We start from the raw sequence: 15,896 nt of genomic DNA on the forward strand, positions 1-15,896 counted from the left end.
AACAATGAGCGGAATTATCCCGCTACCCTTTTCAGATCAGGCTTTTCCCGAGGCTGGACGCCAAGGGACGAACTCCGCCTTCGAGGTTTGACCGTATTGCGCGCCATTGCTGCAGTTTTGCGTTTTGCACTGTGGCTCGTCCGCGGGCTGCTGCTCGGCGGCCGCCGTCCTGCCGCGCCGGTTGAAATGACGCTGCCCGGTTCGTTTCAGTCGGTTGCGACGCAGGCCTTCCGATCGGACGAGACGCCAGGCGATGCGTCGCAACTCACCGTGCAACAGCCGCCGCAACAGCAGTTGGCGCCGACGGTCACTGTGCGGCGGGGATTTCTCAGCCGGCTGAAACTCAAATACCGGTTGGCGTTCGGCGCTGGGGTCCTCTGTACGGGCCTGCTGATGCTGACCTTCGCCGTGATGATGGTCTATTACACGGTCGTATTTCCTGATCCGCTCGCGATCCGCAACACCGCGCATGCGCCGCTCGTGCGCATTCTGGCGCGTGACGGTTCGACGTTGACCGAGCGGGGCGCGCCCCGCGAGTACGTGTCCCTCGATCAGCTGCCGAAAGTCGTGCCCGCCGCCGTCGTCGCGACGGAGGATCGCCGGTTCTTCGATCATTACGGCGTCGATCCCGTCGGGATGATCCGGGCGATGTTTGCGAACTTGCGCGCGGGGCGATTTGCTCAGGGCGGCTCGACGCTGACCCAGCAGCTGGCGAAAAACCTGTTCCTGACGCAGGACCGGACGCTGACGCGCAAGGTCGCGGAGCTTGGTCTCGCATTGTGGCTCGAAGTGCGGCTGTCGAAGTCCGAAATCCTCGAGCTTTATTTGAACCAGGTGTACTTCGGTGGCGGGGCTTACGGCATCGAAGCGGCGAGCCGCCGGTATTTCGACAAGTCCGCTCGCGAGCTGACGTTGCCAGAAGCGGCGCTCATCGCCGGCCTCCTCAAAGCGCCATCGAAATATTCGCCGGCAGCCAGCCCTGGGGCAGCGCGCGCGCGTGCGCGCGTCGTGATCTCGAAAATGTTCGACGCGGGCTTCATATCGGAAGCGCAGGAGACGCAGGCGCTGGCGCAGACGCTGGTCTTCAACGAGCAGAAGATGGCCAAGGCGTCCGTCGATTCCGGTTACGTAGTCGATTACGTGCTGGAGCAGGTGGAGGCGATTACCGGCGGCAACGATACCGATCTCGTCGTAGAAACGACGATCGACAAGACGTTGCAGCGGCGTGCGCAGGAAATCGTCGCGGATAGTCTCGCGCAGAAAGGGACGGCGCTCGGAGCAAGCCAGGCGGCCGTCGCCGTGCTCGATGGCGATGGCGGCATTCGCGCGCTCGTCGGTGGACGCGATTACGCCCACAGCCAGTTCAATCGCGCCATCAAGGCGAAGCGCCAGCCGGGTTCTGCGTTCAAGCCGTTCGTCTACCTCGCGGCATTGGAGCGCGGGATGTCGCCCGCGACCGTTGCGAATGACGCTCCGATCACGATTGGGGGCTGGTCGCCGAAGAACGATAAGAACGAGTACGTTGGGCCTATCACGCTGCGTCGCGCCTTGGCGCAGTCGGTCAACACGGTGGCTGTCCGCCTCAACCAGGACATTGGACGGGGAACGGCGGCCGATCTTGCGGAGCGCCTCGGGGTGAAATCCGAATTGCGCGAAGGACCGGCGCTCGCTCTCGGAACGTCGGAAGTTACGCTGCTCGAGTTGGCAGGGGCTTATACGGCATTCTCGAACGGCGGCGATGTCGTCGAGCCGCACGTGATCGTCCGCGTCGCGACGGCTGCGGGCCGGGTTCTTTTCGAAAGCAAGCCGCCCACGCATACGCGGATTGCGGAGGCGGATCGGCTCGGCGCATTGAACGACATGCTGAATGCGGCGGTCGTGTACGGGACGGGACGGCGGGCCGCGCTTGCCGATCAACCCGTTGCCGGCAAGACCGGAACGACGCAAGATTTTCGCGATGCCTGGTTCATCGGGTACACCAGCCATCTGACGGCGGGCGTGTGGGTTGGCAACGACAACGGCAAGCCAATGAACCGCGCGACCGGCGGCACGCTTCCAGCCGAAATCTGGAAGCAGGTCATGCGCGTTGCGCACGAAGGTCTCACGCCTGAGCCGCTGCCGGGAACCGTTATCGGAAACGCCGACGCCGACGCAGCGGACTTCGGCATCAATCCGCTTGTTCCCGCTTCGACCGCGACGCGGCCGCCGCGCGTCGTCGAGGCGAAAGAAGATCAGCAAGTGATGCCGCAGCGCGATGCGCAAGCGCGGCCGGGCGTCAGCCAGACGCTCGCGGCGAATGCGAGTGGGCCCTCAGCGTCTGCGAAAAATCATCCGGCCGATGAGATCGATGAAGCTTTCGTTTCGCGCGCGATTTCGGGGACGCCGGGCGAAGTTAAAACCGCCACCGGCACAGCGCCAAATGTTGCGCCTGCCGGACAGAGCGGGTTTTTGTCATTCACCAGCTGGTGGTGAGTTCACGGGCTGGCCGTGCGGCGGCCCATACCGATGAAGATCGGGGCCCAGAACCTGCAGCCATTGTTTGGCGGTCTCAAAATCGGGGCAGATCTTTTTGACGAGCGCCCAAAAGCGCGGTCCGTGATTCATTTCCGCGAGATGAGCGACTTCGTGCGCGGCGACGTAATCGAGTACGAAGGACGGCGCCAGGATCAGGCGCCACGAAAATGAAAGCGCTCCCGTCGTCGAGCACGATCCCCAACGGCTCGTCTGATCGCGGATGCCGATGCGCGTCGCCTTGACCGAGAGAGGACGCGTGTATTTGGCGACGCTGGCGGCGAGATCGCGCTTCGCCTCGTCGAATAGAAACCGCGTGAGCCTATCGGGTGCGCGCTCTTTATCGCCGGGGACGATGATCGACGGGCGGCGACCCTGACGATCGTCGATGGTGATCACACGCGTGCGCGGGTTGCCTGTGAAGGAGATGGTGTGAGGCGTGCCGCGCAGGGGCATCGCCGCTGCGTCTTCGAACGGAACGTGGTTTGGCAAACTGTCGAGCCGGGCGCGAACCCAATCGATGTGCCGGTTGAGAAATGTTCCCGCTTCGTCGAGATCGCACTGCAGAGGAAGCGTGACGATCACGGCTCTGCGCGTGCGGCTGACGCGCAACGTCAAACGGCGCGCGCCTGGATGACGACGAACCTCGACCTGTGCGCCGATATCTTCGAGGCGGACTGACGATCGCGTTTTTGAACTTAGGTCGATGGCGCGATGTCCATTTGCGATCCTCATGCGCTCTGCCCCCAAAAGCCGACGCGCATCATATCGATGCAACGAAGTGCCGTTCGCGTGTGCCGGATCAATGCAGCACCAAGATGACCTAACAAGGTTCGGCTTATTGCTCCAGCGTCAATGTCCGGAGTCGATGCCAGCATGTGAAAGTGTGGCGCTCCGGTCTCAGGAACGAATCGCCGCTATTGCTTAAGAATTGCTTTGTCGATCGCGAGAGCGAGCTGATCAACGTCGTTCGTGTGGGGGATTGGCGCGAGCAAAGTTCCATCCTTGTCCATCAGATAGAAGATCGCCGAGTGATCGATGCTGTAGCGCGAAGGATCCTTGTCGTCCGGAACTTTCTGGTAAAAAACGCGATAAGCTTTCGCAGCCGCGGCAACGTCACTGTCGCTTCCCGTCAAGCCGACGAGGCGCGGGTGAAAGCTTTTCACATACGTTGCGAGCTTTTCGGGAGTATCTTCCGCGGGATCGAGGGTGATGAGGACCGGCACGATATCGTCGGCGCGATGGCCGAGCTTGTCGAGCGCGGCCGACATCACCTGAAGGCCCGCCGGGCAAATATCGGGACAATTGGTGAAACCGAAGAATACCAGCATGTAGCGTCCGAGGAAGTCCTTGTCGGTGACGCGCTTGCCAGCTTGATCGATGAGGCTGAAGGGGCCGCCGACGGCCGGTTTGCCGGTAACCTGGGCTTCGCCATTTACCGTAGGCGCGGGCACTTTCAGCGCAATAAAGCCAAGCGCAGCGCCAGTTAGAAGGCCGGCGAAGACCATCCCAATCGTCGTACGGTTCATAAGCTTGATGTCTCCATCGCCCTTTGGGTAAGAATGTAGCTAAGCTGATAACATGTCGGCTTTCTAATGCAGGCGTGCAAGCGCGAGCGATATGCGGCTTGCGGTCACGACACCGAAACCGGATTCATCAATTCATGAGCATGCCTTCTGATAGCGCGCCCGCGCCGGTCCTCAAGGGCATCGTAAACGAACGCGAGAGTCAGCTTCGTCTCTTGACGAGCGTTCGTCTTCGCTGGATGGCGGTTCTCGGTCAGCTCGCGGCGATCGCGGCGGTGACGCTGCTGTACGGCTTCCCGCTCAACATCGGAAGTTGTCTCGTTCTGATCGCGCTCTCGGCCTGGCTGAACGTGTTTCTGTCGATCCGCTTTCCGGTGCGCTACCGCCTCAGCACGCGGCTCGCGTTCAGTCTTCTCGTCTACGATGTCGCCCAGCTCGCGGGCCTTCTCTATCTGACTGGCGGTATCCAAAATCCGTTTTCGGTTTTGCTCGTCGCGCCCGTCACGGTCGCAGCGGCGACGCTGCCACCGCGCTACACGATCATCCTCGGAGCGGGCGTGATTGGCGCCGGCATGCTGCTGATCGACTATCACTATCCGCTGCCGTGGCGCGAGGGGACGCGGTTCGAACTTCCCGCCGATTACAAGGTCGGCGAGCTGTTGGCGCTGATCGCGTCCATGGCGTTCATGGCCTTCTTTACTTGGCGGTTGAACAAGGAATCCCGCCAGATGTCGGCAGCATTGGCGGCGACCGACATGGTGCTCGCAAGCGAGCAGCGGCTGCACGCGCTCGACGGACTGGCGGCTGCGGCAGCGCATGAGCTCGGCACTCCGCTATCGACGATCGCGCTCGTCGCAAAGGAACTCGAGTACGAACTCGGCAGCGACAGCCGGTATCGCGAGGACCTGCAGCTTCTTCACAGCCAGGCCCGGCGTTGCCGCGAAATTCTGCAGAAGCTCACGCGCAAGCCTGACGAGCAGGATCCGATGCACGCAAGTCTCAGCGTCATAGAACTGCTCGAAGAGGCATCGGCGCCGCACCGCAACTCCGGCAAGCGCATCATCATTTCAGCAAGCTCGTTGCCGGGGCTCGACGATGAAGTGAGGATCGAGCCCGTCGCGCATCGCCGGCCGGGCGTGATCTACGGTCTCGGCAATCTTATCGAGAACGCCGTCAGCTTTGCGCAATCAGAGGTGCAGATCACGGCGCGCTGGAACGGGTCGCACGTGTACTTCACGATCACCGACGATGGTCCGGGCTTCGCGCCAGAGATGATGGACAGCATCGGCGAGCCTTACGTTACGTCACGGCGCTTCGAGGATAAGGGCGACCACGGCCACTCGGGGCTGGGGCTCGGTCTCTTCATCGCGAAGACGCTTCTGGAACGGTCGGGCGCCACGGTTTCGTTTTCAAACCTCACCCCACCGCGGCACGGCGCCAATGTCCAGATCTCATGGCCAAGGGCCGCTTTCGAACTTCCGCCGGGCGCTTTTGCCTGGCCTGGGCGGCGGGCTTCGGCCTCACAAATCGCCTAATCTGGCAATTTGGCACGAATGGCCGACCTTCTTTTGCTCCGATAGTAACCTTTTGGGTTGTTTTTTGCTTGCGTAAGGGGTTGCAGCCGGGTAGGCGGCGATGGATTATGTACCGTCATGAAAAAAGCAACGGATAATACGTGATCCGGGAGGCTACTTTGGTTACCGAAGACCTGTCTTTCAAGCAGGATGAATTACCAGCCGACCGCTCGTTGGTTATCGTCGACGACGACAGGTCGTTCTTGCAACGTCTGGCGCGCGCGATGGAGCTTCGCGGCTTCGAAGTGCGCTTCGGCCATTCGGTTGCTGAAGGCGTCGATCTCATTCGCGAAAAGGCTCCGGCGTTCGCTGTTGTCGACATGCGCCTCGAGGACGGTTCCGGTCTCGACGTCATCGCCGAGCTGGCGAAGGCTCGCCCCGATGCGCGTGCGATCGTGCTCACCGGCTACGGCAACATCGCGACTGCGGTTTCGGCTGTGAAGCTCGGCGCCGTCGACTATCTCGCGAAGCCTGCTGACGCCGACGACGTCACGGATGCTCTTCTCGCGCCGACGGATTCCAAAGCGCCGCCGCCGGAGAACCCGATGTCGGCAGACCGCGTGCGCTGGGAGCACATCCAGCGCGTGTATGAACTTTGCAATCGCAATGTCTCCGAGACGGCGCGTCGCTTGAACATGCACCGCCGCACCCTGCAACGCATCCTCGCGAAGCGCGCTCCGAAGTAACGGGGCAGGCTCAGGCGCATTCCGACGCTCAGGCCTTCATTCTGTTCCGAAGCCCGGATCGAGTTCGGCGTGCAGCCGCATCGATGCCGTACGTGCGAGTGCAAGCGTCACCGCTTTGCGCCGGACGGTCGTCAATGGATGGTGCGGCGGCGTTCGCACCATCTCGCCCGCATAGGCGTCGGCCAGTATCAATCCGGTATCGACGGGTAGAATTTCCGTTGGAAAATCCGGTGCGACTGCGAAGAGCAACGCATCGCAATAGTCGCGGTACTCCGGCCATTTCTGATCGGCCCGGAAGTCGGCAATACTCGACTTGATTTCAACGATCCAGATCTGGCCATCGCGACGAATGCTCAGGACGTCGGCGCGGCGTCCGTTGGCGAGCGAGACTTCGCTGACGCTTTCGAAGTCGAGGGAGCGGAGAAGGCGCTGCGTGCCGCGCAGAATAGCGCGGGCGCGTTCGTAATCCCGGGTCTTTTCTGCGGGACCAGCCGCGGCGTAAGGATTCGTTACGGATGACGGGTCGTCGGTCATGGTGCCGCCATTATGCCCGTGCGACTGTCGGTGACAAGCGGGCGGCGGGGGCGGCCTTCTCGTCACCCGACAAGCCGGCGATGGTCGTTAGAGTCTCCAGGGGAGAGATCGTGCGAATGGTTTTCTGGCGCAGCAGGGCGGAGAAAAAAGCCGAAGCTCCGGCTACCGCCGGCGACGAGGGTGCGGCCAAAGCCACGCCCGCTGGGGCAGGCTCGCGTAGCGCAACCGAGCCACTGACCAATGTCGTGACACTGATGACGAACCGTCTGGCGGATCGACTTGCGGATCGTCTGGCTGATGTTTCGACGGCGGACGCTGAGAGTGAGACCACAGAAAAGAAGACGGCGAACAGCTTAGCGCCGATCAAGCCAATCGAGCAGACGCACTTCTTCGGGCAGAAACGCGCCATCGCAAAAATTCGAACGGCGTTGGAGGCAAGCCGCGGCGAGCATCTCGTCATCATGGGGCAGCCCGGCACGGGCCGTCTTGGACTTGCCGAAGCGATCGGCAAGGATGTGGAGCGGTCGCCCGCTCCGGATTGGATCTACGTCGTCGATCACGATGCACCGTCGCGCGCGAAGAGCTTCGCATTGCCGGCTGGCGAGGGCATGCGTATCCGTCGCGAGGTTCGCGGAGTCACGGCCAAGGCGTGGGCCGCATTCAATCGTTATCTCAGGAGCGAAGAGCATCGCATCAGCCTCGATCTGCTCGAGGAAGAGATGCGATACCACAGTGAAAAGGCGGTCGAGCCGGTGCGCCAGCGCGCGGAAGCGCAGAACATTGCCGTCGTCAAATCGCTCGACGGCTACGTGCTCGCGCCGATGCATGAAGGCCGCGTCGTGCGGTCGGATGTCTTTCGTGCGCTTCCGGATTCGATGAAGCGGAACGTCGAAGCCAAGATCACCGCTTTCGAGGACGAGCTGCAATCCATCGTGGCGACGCTCCCCGAGGCGGAATTCGGCGCGAGCGAAAAGCATGAGGCACTGCTTCGGCAGACGGCATTGCGTGCCGTTCGCCCTGGTCTTGCGGCCATCAAGAAATCCTATCCGGACGATGCCTCACTCGCCGCTGCTCTCGATGCGATCGAAGAATCGTTCATGACTTTCGCGGTGCGCGGCATGGGGACAGAAAAAGCTGTTCCGTCCGTCATTCTCGATTGCGATGACGGGCACTTCGCCGATCCATCGGTGCGCAGCCATGTCGTCATCGCGCGGACGGCGTCGGCAACCGACCTCCTTGGCGAAATCAGCCGCGATGCGCTGGGCTTCGCCGTGCTTCTTCCCGGCCATCTGATGCGGGCGGGATCGGGCATCGTCATCATCGAGGCTTGGCGGCTTGCTGCCGATCCGGCGACGTGGCTTGCGCTCAGCGCCGCCATTCGCAGCAAAGAGATCGTGCCGGTCAACGCAGCGGGCGTCGGCGTCAAGGCCGATCCAATCCCGCTGTTGGCGACCATCGTGCTCATCGCGGACGCGCAATCGTGGTCGAAGCTCGAAGCCATCGAGCCGGGCGTTGCGCGGCACTTCCCGCATGTCGCGAAGTTCGCCGAGACGGTGCCGATTGCGGAACTCAGCGAAAGCGACTTCGCCAAGGGCGCTGCGCGGATGGCGTCGGATCACGGACTGCGACCGCTCAATCCGGCCGTCGCGCCGCTGATCTATAAGGATGCCGTTCGCCGCGGCGGCGGACGCGTGTCGCTCGCCGGTATTGCCCTCTTGCACCTGCTGCAGGAGGCGGACGCAATAGCCGCAGACCAATCGGCGTCGCAAATACGGGCTGCCGATCTCACCGAAGCGCTGTCACGGCGCGCCGAGGGCGCCACGCCGTGATCGCGCATGTCGCTGAAGCTTCGGAACTTTCGGGCCGGGTCGTCCTCTGGCTCGATCCCGCAGCCGACTATCCAGCGTCGCGGCTTGAAGCGCCCGTTCTTCTGGCTGCCGCCTATGGGGCCGAGATCGAAACGGTTGTCGTTTCCGATGGACCTGCGGGCGACGCCGACGGCGTGCCTGTGCGAATGGTTGGACACGCCGCGCGCGCCGAGGTGAGCGCTCTCGTCGAACACGACCGGCGTTTCGAACTTCTCGTCGCGCGTTGCCGCCGAGCGGTCGACAGGGCCGGTGCGGCTCGCGGCGTCACGGTGCGCCACACGCTCGCCGCGGGCGACGCCGTCGACCGGATTTCAGAGATGTGCGACGAGCGCGGACCTTGGAACATCGTTGCGCTGGCGCGTATGCCCGCCTCGCACAGCGATTCCGTCATCGGCACTCTGCTCGCCAACGTCGGCGGCGCGACGGGCTTTCTGCTCTGCGGCGAACAGAGATCGGCGCAATCGCGCGTCGTGGTCGTCGTCGAAGATGCCGATCGGCTGCCGTCGATGCTGCGGGCGGCAGAGCGCCTTTCGGCGCCGCGAGCCCCAGTGCATATTGTGATCGCCGCCGATACCGCAGACGGATATGCAGACATCGAAGGGCAGTCGCGACTGCTGGCGTCTGAATCCAGCCTGCCCATCGTTTTCGAGGATGCGCGTCCGACCTTCGGCGTTCCGGGTGCGCTGACGGAATTCATCGCGCGGCTGAGGCCGAGCTTAACAATCGCCGTTTTCGGCGGTTCGGCGCTGGCCGATGGCCGCGAATTGGCGCGCGCTTCCGTCGTCGCGCGTACGCCAATCCTGCTCGTTCGCTAAGGTCTCTTTCGGCGAACGCGGGAGAGCTTCGGCGTCAGGATTGTTTTTCAACCTGCGGATGGAAGAACTCGGGCCCCGAGCCGATGATCAACGGGTCGTGCTTGCCGATGGCTTTGAGATCGCGTCCTTCGTATTCGATCGACAGCAGGACGTGGCGAATGGTTTCCAAGCGGGCGCGGCGCTGATCGTTGGCGCGAACGACGGTCCAGGGGGCGGTCGCTGTGCTGGTGAAGCGGAACATCTCGACTTCAGCGTGCGTGTAGTCGTCGTATTTGTCGAGCGACGCGAGATCGACGGACGACAGCTTCCATTGTTTCAATGGATTTTTCGCGCGCTCATAGAAGCGCTTCAGCTGCATTTCGCGACCGATGGTCAAATAATATTTGAATAGCTTGATGCCGTCGCGGACGAGGAGGCCTTCAAACTGGGGTGCTTCGCGGAGGAAGACCGCGAGCTGGTCCGGGGTGCAGTAGCCCATCACGCGCTCGACGCCGGCGCGATTATACCAGGAGCGATCGAAGAGGACGATTTCGCCGGCACTCGGCAGGTGTTCGGCGTAACGCTGGAAGTAGAGCTGGCCCCGTTCCGTTTCCGTGGGCTTCGGCAGAGCGACGGTGCGGGTGTTGCGCGGGTTCATGTACTCGTCGAAGGCTTTGATGCACGAGCTCTTTCCCGATCCGTCGCGACCTTCGTAGAGGCAGAGAATTCTATTGCCGGTTTTGAGATTGTATTTCTGGAGTTTCATCAGCTCGATTTGCAGCGCCAGCAGCTGCTCTTCGTACTCAGTCGCCTTCAGGCGCGTATCGTAGGGATAACCGCCGGAGCGCATTGCTGCGTCTGCGATTTCCTTCGGGAGCACCGGAGGATCAAGCGAGTAGCCTTTGGGCAAGGTCGTGTCGTGGCGATCGGCCGATTTCTCGCCGTTGGACGGTTCGGGGCCGTTGTGGCGACTGCCAACGGTCGCAGCCTCGTCCGAGAGCGGCTCGAACTCGTCGGGCTCGCCGGGCTTTTTGTCTTTGTGCTTGTTCTTACCCATTTACCGTCTCCGTTGCCGGACAAAGCGGGCGCACCCTAGCACAGGGTGGCCACCTGGCGTCATGGCGAGAGGCGGATGGTCAAGTTCTTCTGAAGCGGGCGGATCCGAAGCAGACATGAGAAAGCCAGCAGCCACCCCCGCGGCTACTGGCTTTCTCTCTTCTTCCACCGGCCAAGCCCCCCGGCATACCGGTGGTTAAACGTGGTGCGAGATCCGGTTTCCGGATCTCAGAAGTCAATCTCAGGCCCGCTGCTTGCTCGGGTCGGAGCCTGCGATCGCGGGAGCCGGAAGGCTCGCCGTGACCGGCGTTTCGATGTCTGTCCGCTCGCGGCGACGAGGCGCGACGGGCTGGAAGGCACGCCGGGCATGAACCTCGCAGTAGGGCAGCAACGGCACCTTGGCGCGGCCGCAGAAATGGAATTCCGACGTTTGCGGGTCGCCGATCGGCCAGCGGCAGCTGCACTCGCCCAGCGTCTGAATGGTTTTTCGTTCGGCGACCGGAATTTCGATCTCTTCCGCAGGCGCCACGTAAGCTTCAGCGTCGATATAGAGTGCCCGCACGGCTGGATTTCCGGTTTGCGCGAAGCGCTGCTTCACCGGTCTCTTTGCGTTCGCCAGTCGGGTGCGGGGACGGTGCGACTTCATTCGCGAAGTTGTTGCCCGGCCGGACAGACCAAGCCGGTGCACTTTGCCGATAACGGCATTGCGCGTCACGCTTCCAAGTCGGCCTGCAATCTGGCTGGCGCTCAGTCCTTCCGACCAGAGCCTTTTTAAAAGGTCCACGCGCTCATCAGTCCAAGACATCCGTAGATTGCTCCCTCTCGAGCCGCACAACAGCGGCGGTGCACCCCCCGGTGCCCGCAGTTACCCGGCCGCAATCGAGCCCAAGCCAACGCGCGCGAACGAACACGACGCGACGGCGGAGGACGACGGTCCCGACCGGTTACAAACGCAAAAACTTGAGGAGACGCAGAACAGGAACGCGCACGAGACACGGGCGGTCCGCTAACAAGCGGTTGCCCAAGGCGCGGTCAGGGCCGATACACATCCAAGCAAAAGCGGCTGGCGCCGCCATATCTCGTGGCCTGACAACGATAAGTTACAACATGCTGAATCCCGTCTACAAGCCAGAGCTGCAAGCTTGGGGGTATTGACAGGGAGAAGTGGCGACCGCGCCACAGACGATTCGCGCCAGGGGATATCTCTGATTTTCGTGTATGCCTTCCCCCGTTTCAACCATAAGGCGGTGGCATTGGCAATTCAGCCCGCGATCTCAATGGTCAAATCCGAGCATTTATTGACAGGAATTGGCGCAGGAGTTATCAGGGGTTGTGATTGAGCCGCCGGAATTGGGCGGCTTTTTGATTTTCTGCTCAGGGTAATCCACGCACCATGTCTTCTTCCCCTGCCGCGCTGGGGAAAGCTTCCCGTAGCGCTACCGAAACCGGCGGATCGTCAACGGCTGTGATGGGCACATATGCCCGTCAGGACATCGTTTTCGTGCGTGGCGAGGGCTGCTGGCTGACCGCCGAGACCGGCGAGCGCTATCTCGATTTCGGGTCCGGCGTCGCGGTGAATTCGCTCGGTCATGCGCATCCGCAACTGGTCGCGGCGCTAAAAGCACAGGCCGAGAAGCTCTGGCACACGTCGAACCTTTACCGTGTCGAGGGCCAGGAGACGGTCGCCGATAAGCTGACGCGGCTGACATTTGCCGAGCAGGTCTTCTTCTGTAACTCGGGTGCGGAAGCTTGCGAGGGCGCGATCAAAGTCGCGCGGCGCTATCATTATGTATCGGGCGATCCCAATCGCCAGCGCATCATTGCTTTTCGCGGCGCGTTTCATGGGCGGACTCTCGCGACGCTCGCGGCTGCCGGTAATGAGAAGTATCTGGAAGGCTTCGGACCGACGGCCGAGGGCTTCGATCATGTCGACCTCGGCGATCTCGAAGCGCTCGAAGCTGCAATCGGACCGGAGACGGCCGCGATCATGCTTGAGCCCATTCAGGGCGAGGGCGGCGTCAGGGCGGTCTCGCCGGAATTTCTCAGAGCCGTTCGCGAGCTTTGCGACAAGCATGGGCTGCTGCTCGTGCTCGACGAGGTTCAAACCGGCATGGGCCGGACCGGCAAGCTCTTTGCGCACGAATGGGCGGGGATCACTCCGGATGTCATGGCGATCGCCAAGGGGTTCGGCGGCGGATTTCCTGTCGGCGCCGTCTTGGCGACGGCGAAGGCAGCCAAGGGCATGACGCCCGGCACGCACGGCTCGACGTTCGGCGGCAATCCGCTGGCGATGGCTGTCGCTTCGACTGTTCTCGACGTCATCTCGGAGCCCGGCTTCCTCGAAGCCGTGCAATTGAAGACATTGCGTCTGAAGCAGGGTCTCGAGGGCCTCAGGGATCAGCATGCGGAGCTCGTCGAAGAGGTTCGCGGCGCGGGTCTGTTGATGGGATTGAAGCTCAAGGCCCACGTCGCGCCGCCGCAGGTGGTCAAGGCCGCCAACGAGGAGGAGCTCCTCATCGTCGGCGCCGGCGACAATAGTGTCCGCGTCCTTCCACCCCTCATTGCGACAGAGGACGAGATCGGCGAAGGGCTGAGAGCCCTCTCTCGCGCTCTCACCCGCGTCGCTCGCGAGACGTCCCGATGACCGGCAATTCGAAAGAGCTGGAGAAAGCTCCGCAAGTCATGACCACGAAACAAACTGCCCGGACCGTCCGGCATTTTCTCGACATCTCCGATCTCGACAGCAAGTCGCTGCGGGGCATCATCGATGCAGCCCATGCGATGAAAAAGGCCGGCAAACGCGTGCCGGCGGGGCTTCGTCCGAAGGACATCGAGGATCGGGTTCTCGTTCTGATTTTCGAGAAGCCGTCGACGCGCACGCGCGTTTCATTCGATATCGCGATGCGCCAGCTCGGCGGTGGCGCGTTGACGCTCAACCATACTGATCTGCAGCTCGGCCGGGGTGAGTCCGTCGCCGATACTGCGCGCGTTCTCTCGCGCTACGCCGATGGCATCATGATCCGCGCCAACGAGCATGCGACGCTTCTTGAGCTCGCGCGTTACGCGACGATCCCCGTCATCAACGGCCTGACCGAGAAGAGCCACCCTTGCCAGGTGATGGCCGACATCCAGACGTTCGAAGAGCATCTGGGTTCGATCAAGGGCAAGTCGGTCGCCTGGGTGGGCGATGGCAACAACGTTGCGGTTTCGTGGATGCATGCCGCCGTTCGTTTCGGATTCAAGCTCAAGATCGCGGCTCCGAAGGAACTCTTTCCGGAAGAGGAAGCGATCGCGTGGGTCCGGCGCGAAAAGGGCGATGTCGAGATCGGCACCGATCCGGTGCACGCAGTCAAAGACGTCGATTGCGTCGTCACCGATACGTGGGTTTCGATGGGCCAGTCGGATGCTGCGCGGCGGAAGAAAATGCTGGCGCCTTACGCCGTCGATGCGAAGCTCATGGGCAAGGCGGCCAAGAACGCGATATTCATGCACTGTCTGCCAGCCTATCGCGGGCATGAAGTGACGGAGGACGTTCTCGAAGGTCCGCAGTCGGTCGTTTTCGATGAAGCCGAGAACCGGCTGCATGTTCAGAAAGCCATTCTTGCATGGTGCTTCGGCGCCTGAGGGACTGTCTCGCCGATGCCGGTTGATACGCCTCCCAAATCGACCGCGACCCCACCTGCCATACCGGCAGACGATGTCGTCGTCGCGTTTCGCACGCAGAACTCGAATATCCGAGGGAGGCTGGTGCGGCTCGGGGCGACGCTCGATCAGATCGTCGTGCCGCATGCAATGCCCGACCTTCCGGGCCGGGCGCTTTCGGAAGCGCTGGCGTTGGCGGCTCTCTGCGGATCGGCATTGCCGCAAGGTGGCAATCTCAATCTGCTGACTCGTTCGGACGGCCCGGTTTCCATTCTCGTTGCCGATTACACCGCGAGCGGCCGGCTCAGGGGTTACGCGCGCTACGATGCGGAGAAGATCGCGGAGATCGCTCGAAGCGGGACGCGCCACGAGACGGCGGCGGCGCTGGGCAACGGTCATCTCGCGATCACGCTCGATTCCGGTCCCGGACAGGAGCGGTATCAAGGTGTGCTGGCGTTCGAGAGCGCGCCGCTCTCGGTGACGACGGCGTCTTACTTTCAACAGCGCGAAAACCTGCCGACGTTCATCCGGACGGCGGTCGCCGAGCATTACGTGGCGCCGCGTCAAGCGGCGCAGTCGGACACGCGATGGCACCGGCGTGCCGGTGGCCTGATGGTGCAAAGCGTCAGCGCGTCGCTCGAAGGCGGTGTCGAGCAGGACGACGACTGGAAGCGCGTCGAAATGCTGGCCGCGACGGTCGAAGATATTGAGCTGCTCGATCCGGGCCTGACCCTCGAGCGGCTATTGTTGCGGCTCTTCCATGAGGAAGCCGTTGCGATCGAGCGGGTCATTCCGCTTTCCTCGTTCTGCCGGTGCAGCCGGGAGAAGGTCGAGAACGTGCTGCTCGCTTTCGGCGCCAACGAACTATCCGACATGCTCGACGACAACGGAAAGATCGTCGTCACGTGCGAGTTCTGCACCGCGCGATATGAGTTTTCGCTCGATGATTTACGAGCGGCTGGCGGCTGAGCATCGGGTGCGGCGGGCGGCAGAGTCTCAGGCCCGCCCGCGATTATCGGTTGAGACCGCCGTTAGCTGCTTTGCCGACTTCCCCGTCCGCGTCACGCGGGTCGCCGCTTTGCGGCGCCTTGCCCGAGACATCGTATTCGGTCTTCGAGCGGGCGCTGGCGATCTGAGCGCCGTCGAGCTTGCAGGTGCCGCTCTTGTCCATCAGGACAAAGGCGGGGTTCGGCTTGTCGACGAACTCTTGTCGCGTGACCTTGCCGTCGCCGTTCTGATCGAAATATTTCATATCCGCGGTCACGAACAACTTGTCGATCTTGGTCAGGTTGTTCCACTCGGTCGCGTCGAGTGAATCGTCGTGATCGGTGTCGGCGCTGTTGAAGAGGTCTTCAACGTAGGACTTCCACTCGTTGCACGTCACGACGTTGTCGTGGTTGAGGTCCCAGCTTCCGGCGGCCTGAAGGTAGGCGCGATCGATTTCCGAGATCTGCTTCGATCCGAAAGGATTGATCGACCCGATGCTCGGCACAGAGGCCGTCGAGCATCCGGCGAGCGCGAGTGCTGCGGACATGGCGCAGACCGAAGTATTGAGAACGTAAAAGCGTTTGGTCATTGGCCAGTCTCTAAAGATTGCGAAGGCTCGGCTGCTCGGGTGATTGGTACGCACAAGAGTGGGCCGGAAGCACGGCGTTCTGCGAAGAAAGTGGTGGGTCCGCAAGATTGTCGCACGATATGTCGTAGG

At 62.2% G+C, this 15,896-nt stretch carries 14 protein-coding genes; 8 read left to right on the forward strand and 6 right to left on the reverse strand.

All coding sequences use genetic code 11. The annotated features are described in order from the left end of the window. Positions 1-186: 186 nt before the first annotated feature. Complete coding sequence (locus BM399_RS00145; protein ID WP_425284062.1) at positions 187-2,472, forward strand: transglycosylase domain-containing protein; 2,286 nt, start codon at positions 187-189, stop codon at positions 2,470-2,472. On the opposite strand, the gene BM399_RS00150 is transcribed toward BM399_RS00145, so the two are convergent. Next, entirely contained in the window at positions 2,452-3,246 is a 795-nt protein-coding gene (locus BM399_RS00150) for a M48 family metallopeptidase (protein WP_092862503.1), read from the reverse strand. The two genes, BM399_RS00145 and BM399_RS00150, sit on opposite strands and share 21 nt — an antisense overlap. A 182-nt stretch (positions 3,247-3,428) precedes the next feature. Next, the gene (locus BM399_RS00155; RefSeq protein WP_092862507.1) at positions 3,429-4,040 is read right to left on the reverse strand and encodes an SCO family protein; all 612 of its coding nucleotides are present in this window, start codon (positions 4,038-4,040) and stop codon (positions 3,429-3,431) included. A gap of 134 nt (positions 4,041-4,174) precedes the next feature. Between BM399_RS00155 and BM399_RS00160 the strand changes: the two genes are divergently transcribed. Together BM399_RS00160 and BM399_RS00165 are read left to right on the forward strand one after the other, a co-directional pair. Continuing rightward, positions 4,175-5,572: an ActS/PrrB/RegB family redox-sensitive histidine kinase gene (locus tag BM399_RS00160; protein WP_092862510.1), complete on the forward strand. Its 1,398-nt coding sequence runs from the start codon at positions 4,175-4,177 to the stop codon at positions 5,570-5,572. A gap of 158 nt (positions 5,573-5,730) precedes the next feature. Then, a complete protein-coding gene (locus BM399_RS00165) occupies positions 5,731-6,297 on the forward strand; it encodes an ActR/PrrA/RegA family redox response regulator transcription factor (RefSeq protein WP_092862513.1) in 567 nt (188 codons plus the stop codon). 36 nt (positions 6,298-6,333) lie between these two features. Here the strand turns inward: BM399_RS00165 and BM399_RS00170 are convergent, their stop codons facing one another. Further along, positions 6,334-6,831 (reverse strand): MmcB family DNA repair protein, encoded by a 498-nt coding sequence (locus BM399_RS00170; RefSeq protein ID WP_092862516.1) that lies wholly within the window; start codon positions 6,829-6,831, stop codon positions 6,334-6,336. Positions 6,832-6,947: 116 nt separating this feature from the next. Between BM399_RS00170 and BM399_RS00175 the strand changes: the two genes are divergently transcribed. Together BM399_RS00175 and BM399_RS00180 are read left to right on the forward strand one after the other, a co-directional pair. After that, complete coding sequence (locus BM399_RS00175; RefSeq protein WP_092862519.1) at positions 6,948-8,660, forward strand: AAA family ATPase; 1,713 nt, start codon at positions 6,948-6,950, stop codon at positions 8,658-8,660. After that, positions 8,657-9,514 (forward strand): hypothetical protein, encoded by an 858-nt coding sequence (locus BM399_RS00180; RefSeq protein ID WP_092862523.1) that lies wholly within the window; start codon positions 8,657-8,659, stop codon positions 9,512-9,514. Before BM399_RS00175 ends, BM399_RS00180 begins: the two co-directional genes overlap by 4 nt. Positions 9,515-9,548: 34 nt before the next feature. On the opposite strand, the gene ppk2 is transcribed toward BM399_RS00180, so the two are convergent. Together ppk2 and BM399_RS00190 are read right to left on the reverse strand one after the other, a co-directional pair. Continuing rightward, positions 9,549-10,550 carry a polyphosphate kinase 2 gene (ppk2, locus tag BM399_RS00185; RefSeq protein ID WP_092862526.1) on the reverse strand — a complete coding sequence of 334 codons (1,002 nt, stop codon included), beginning with the start codon at positions 10,548-10,550 and terminating at the stop codon, positions 9,549-9,551. A 240-nt stretch (positions 10,551-10,790) separates the two neighbouring features. Continuing rightward, positions 10,791-11,354 carry a GcrA family cell cycle regulator gene (locus BM399_RS00190; RefSeq protein WP_092862530.1) on the reverse strand — a complete coding sequence of 188 codons (564 nt, stop codon included), beginning with the start codon at positions 11,352-11,354 and terminating at the stop codon, positions 10,791-10,793. Between the two features lie 663 nt (positions 11,355-12,017). Here BM399_RS00190 and BM399_RS00195 point away from each other — a divergent pair. Genes BM399_RS00195 through BM399_RS00205 form a run of 3 tightly spaced genes read left to right on the forward strand, consistent with a single transcriptional unit; the run spans position 12,018 to position 15,160 of the window. Then, positions 12,018-13,193 carry an aspartate aminotransferase family protein gene (locus BM399_RS00195; protein WP_244531113.1) on the forward strand — a complete coding sequence of 392 codons (1,176 nt, stop codon included), beginning with the start codon at positions 12,018-12,020 and terminating at the stop codon, positions 13,191-13,193. A gap of 38 nt (positions 13,194-13,231) precedes the next feature. After that, positions 13,232-14,173, forward strand: a complete 942-nt coding sequence (gene argF, locus BM399_RS00200) for an ornithine carbamoyltransferase (protein ID WP_244530999.1) — start codon at positions 13,232-13,234, stop codon at positions 14,171-14,173. Positions 14,174-14,188: 15 nt separating this feature from the next. Continuing rightward, a complete protein-coding gene (locus tag BM399_RS00205; protein WP_092862540.1) occupies positions 14,189-15,160 on the forward strand; it encodes an Hsp33 family molecular chaperone HslO in 972 nt (323 codons plus the stop codon). Positions 15,161-15,203: 43 nt separating this feature from the next. Here BM399_RS00205 and BM399_RS00210 read toward each other — a convergent pair whose 3' ends face one another. Continuing rightward, positions 15,204-15,767, reverse strand: coding sequence for an EF-hand domain-containing protein (locus BM399_RS00210; RefSeq protein ID WP_092862544.1), 564 nt, complete (start codon positions 15,765-15,767; stop codon positions 15,204-15,206). Between the last annotated feature and the right edge of the window lie 129 nt (positions 15,768-15,896).

The sequence above is a fragment of the Hyphomicrobium facile genome, from assembly GCF_900116175.1.
GTDB classification, from domain to species: Bacteria; Pseudomonadota; Alphaproteobacteria; order Rhizobiales; family Hyphomicrobiaceae; genus Hyphomicrobium_B; species Hyphomicrobium_B facile.

Excerpts from the sequence above, each read along its gene's own strand:
- BM399_RS00155 (WP_092862507.1), bottom strand. The coding sequence starts at position 4,040 with ATGAACCGTACGACGATTGGGATGGTCTTCGCCGGCCTTCTAACTGGC.
- BM399_RS00205 (WP_092862540.1), top strand. The coding sequence starts at position 14,189 with ATGCCGGTTGATACGCCTCCCAAATCGACCGCGACCCCACCTGCCATA.
- BM399_RS00170 (WP_092862516.1), bottom strand. The coding sequence starts at position 6,831 with ATGACCGACGACCCGTCATCCGTAACGAATCCTTACGCCGCGGCTGGT.
- BM399_RS00210 (WP_092862544.1), bottom strand. The coding sequence starts at position 15,767 with ATGACCAAACGCTTTTACGTTCTCAATACTTCGGTCTGCGCCATGTCC.
- argF (WP_244530999.1), top strand. The coding sequence starts at position 13,232 with ATGACCACGAAACAAACTGCCCGGACCGTCCGGCATTTTCTCGACATC.
- BM399_RS00190 (WP_092862530.1), bottom strand. The coding sequence starts at position 11,354 with ATGTCTTGGACTGATGAGCGCGTGGACCTTTTAAAAAGGCTCTGGTCG.
- BM399_RS00160 (WP_092862510.1), top strand. The coding sequence starts at position 4,175 with ATGAGCATGCCTTCTGATAGCGCGCCCGCGCCGGTCCTCAAGGGCATC.
- BM399_RS00145 (WP_425284062.1), top strand. The coding sequence starts at position 187 with ATGACGCTGCCCGGTTCGTTTCAGTCGGTTGCGACGCAGGCCTTCCGA.
- ppk2 (WP_092862526.1), bottom strand. The coding sequence starts at position 10,550 with ATGGGTAAGAACAAGCACAAAGACAAAAAGCCCGGCGAGCCCGACGAG.
- BM399_RS00175 (WP_092862519.1), top strand. The coding sequence starts at position 6,948 with ATGGTTTTCTGGCGCAGCAGGGCGGAGAAAAAAGCCGAAGCTCCGGCT.
- BM399_RS00195 (WP_244531113.1), top strand. The coding sequence starts at position 12,018 with ATGGGCACATATGCCCGTCAGGACATCGTTTTCGTGCGTGGCGAGGGC.
- BM399_RS00150 (WP_092862503.1), bottom strand. The coding sequence starts at position 3,246 with ATGAGGATCGCAAATGGACATCGCGCCATCGACCTAAGTTCAAAAACG.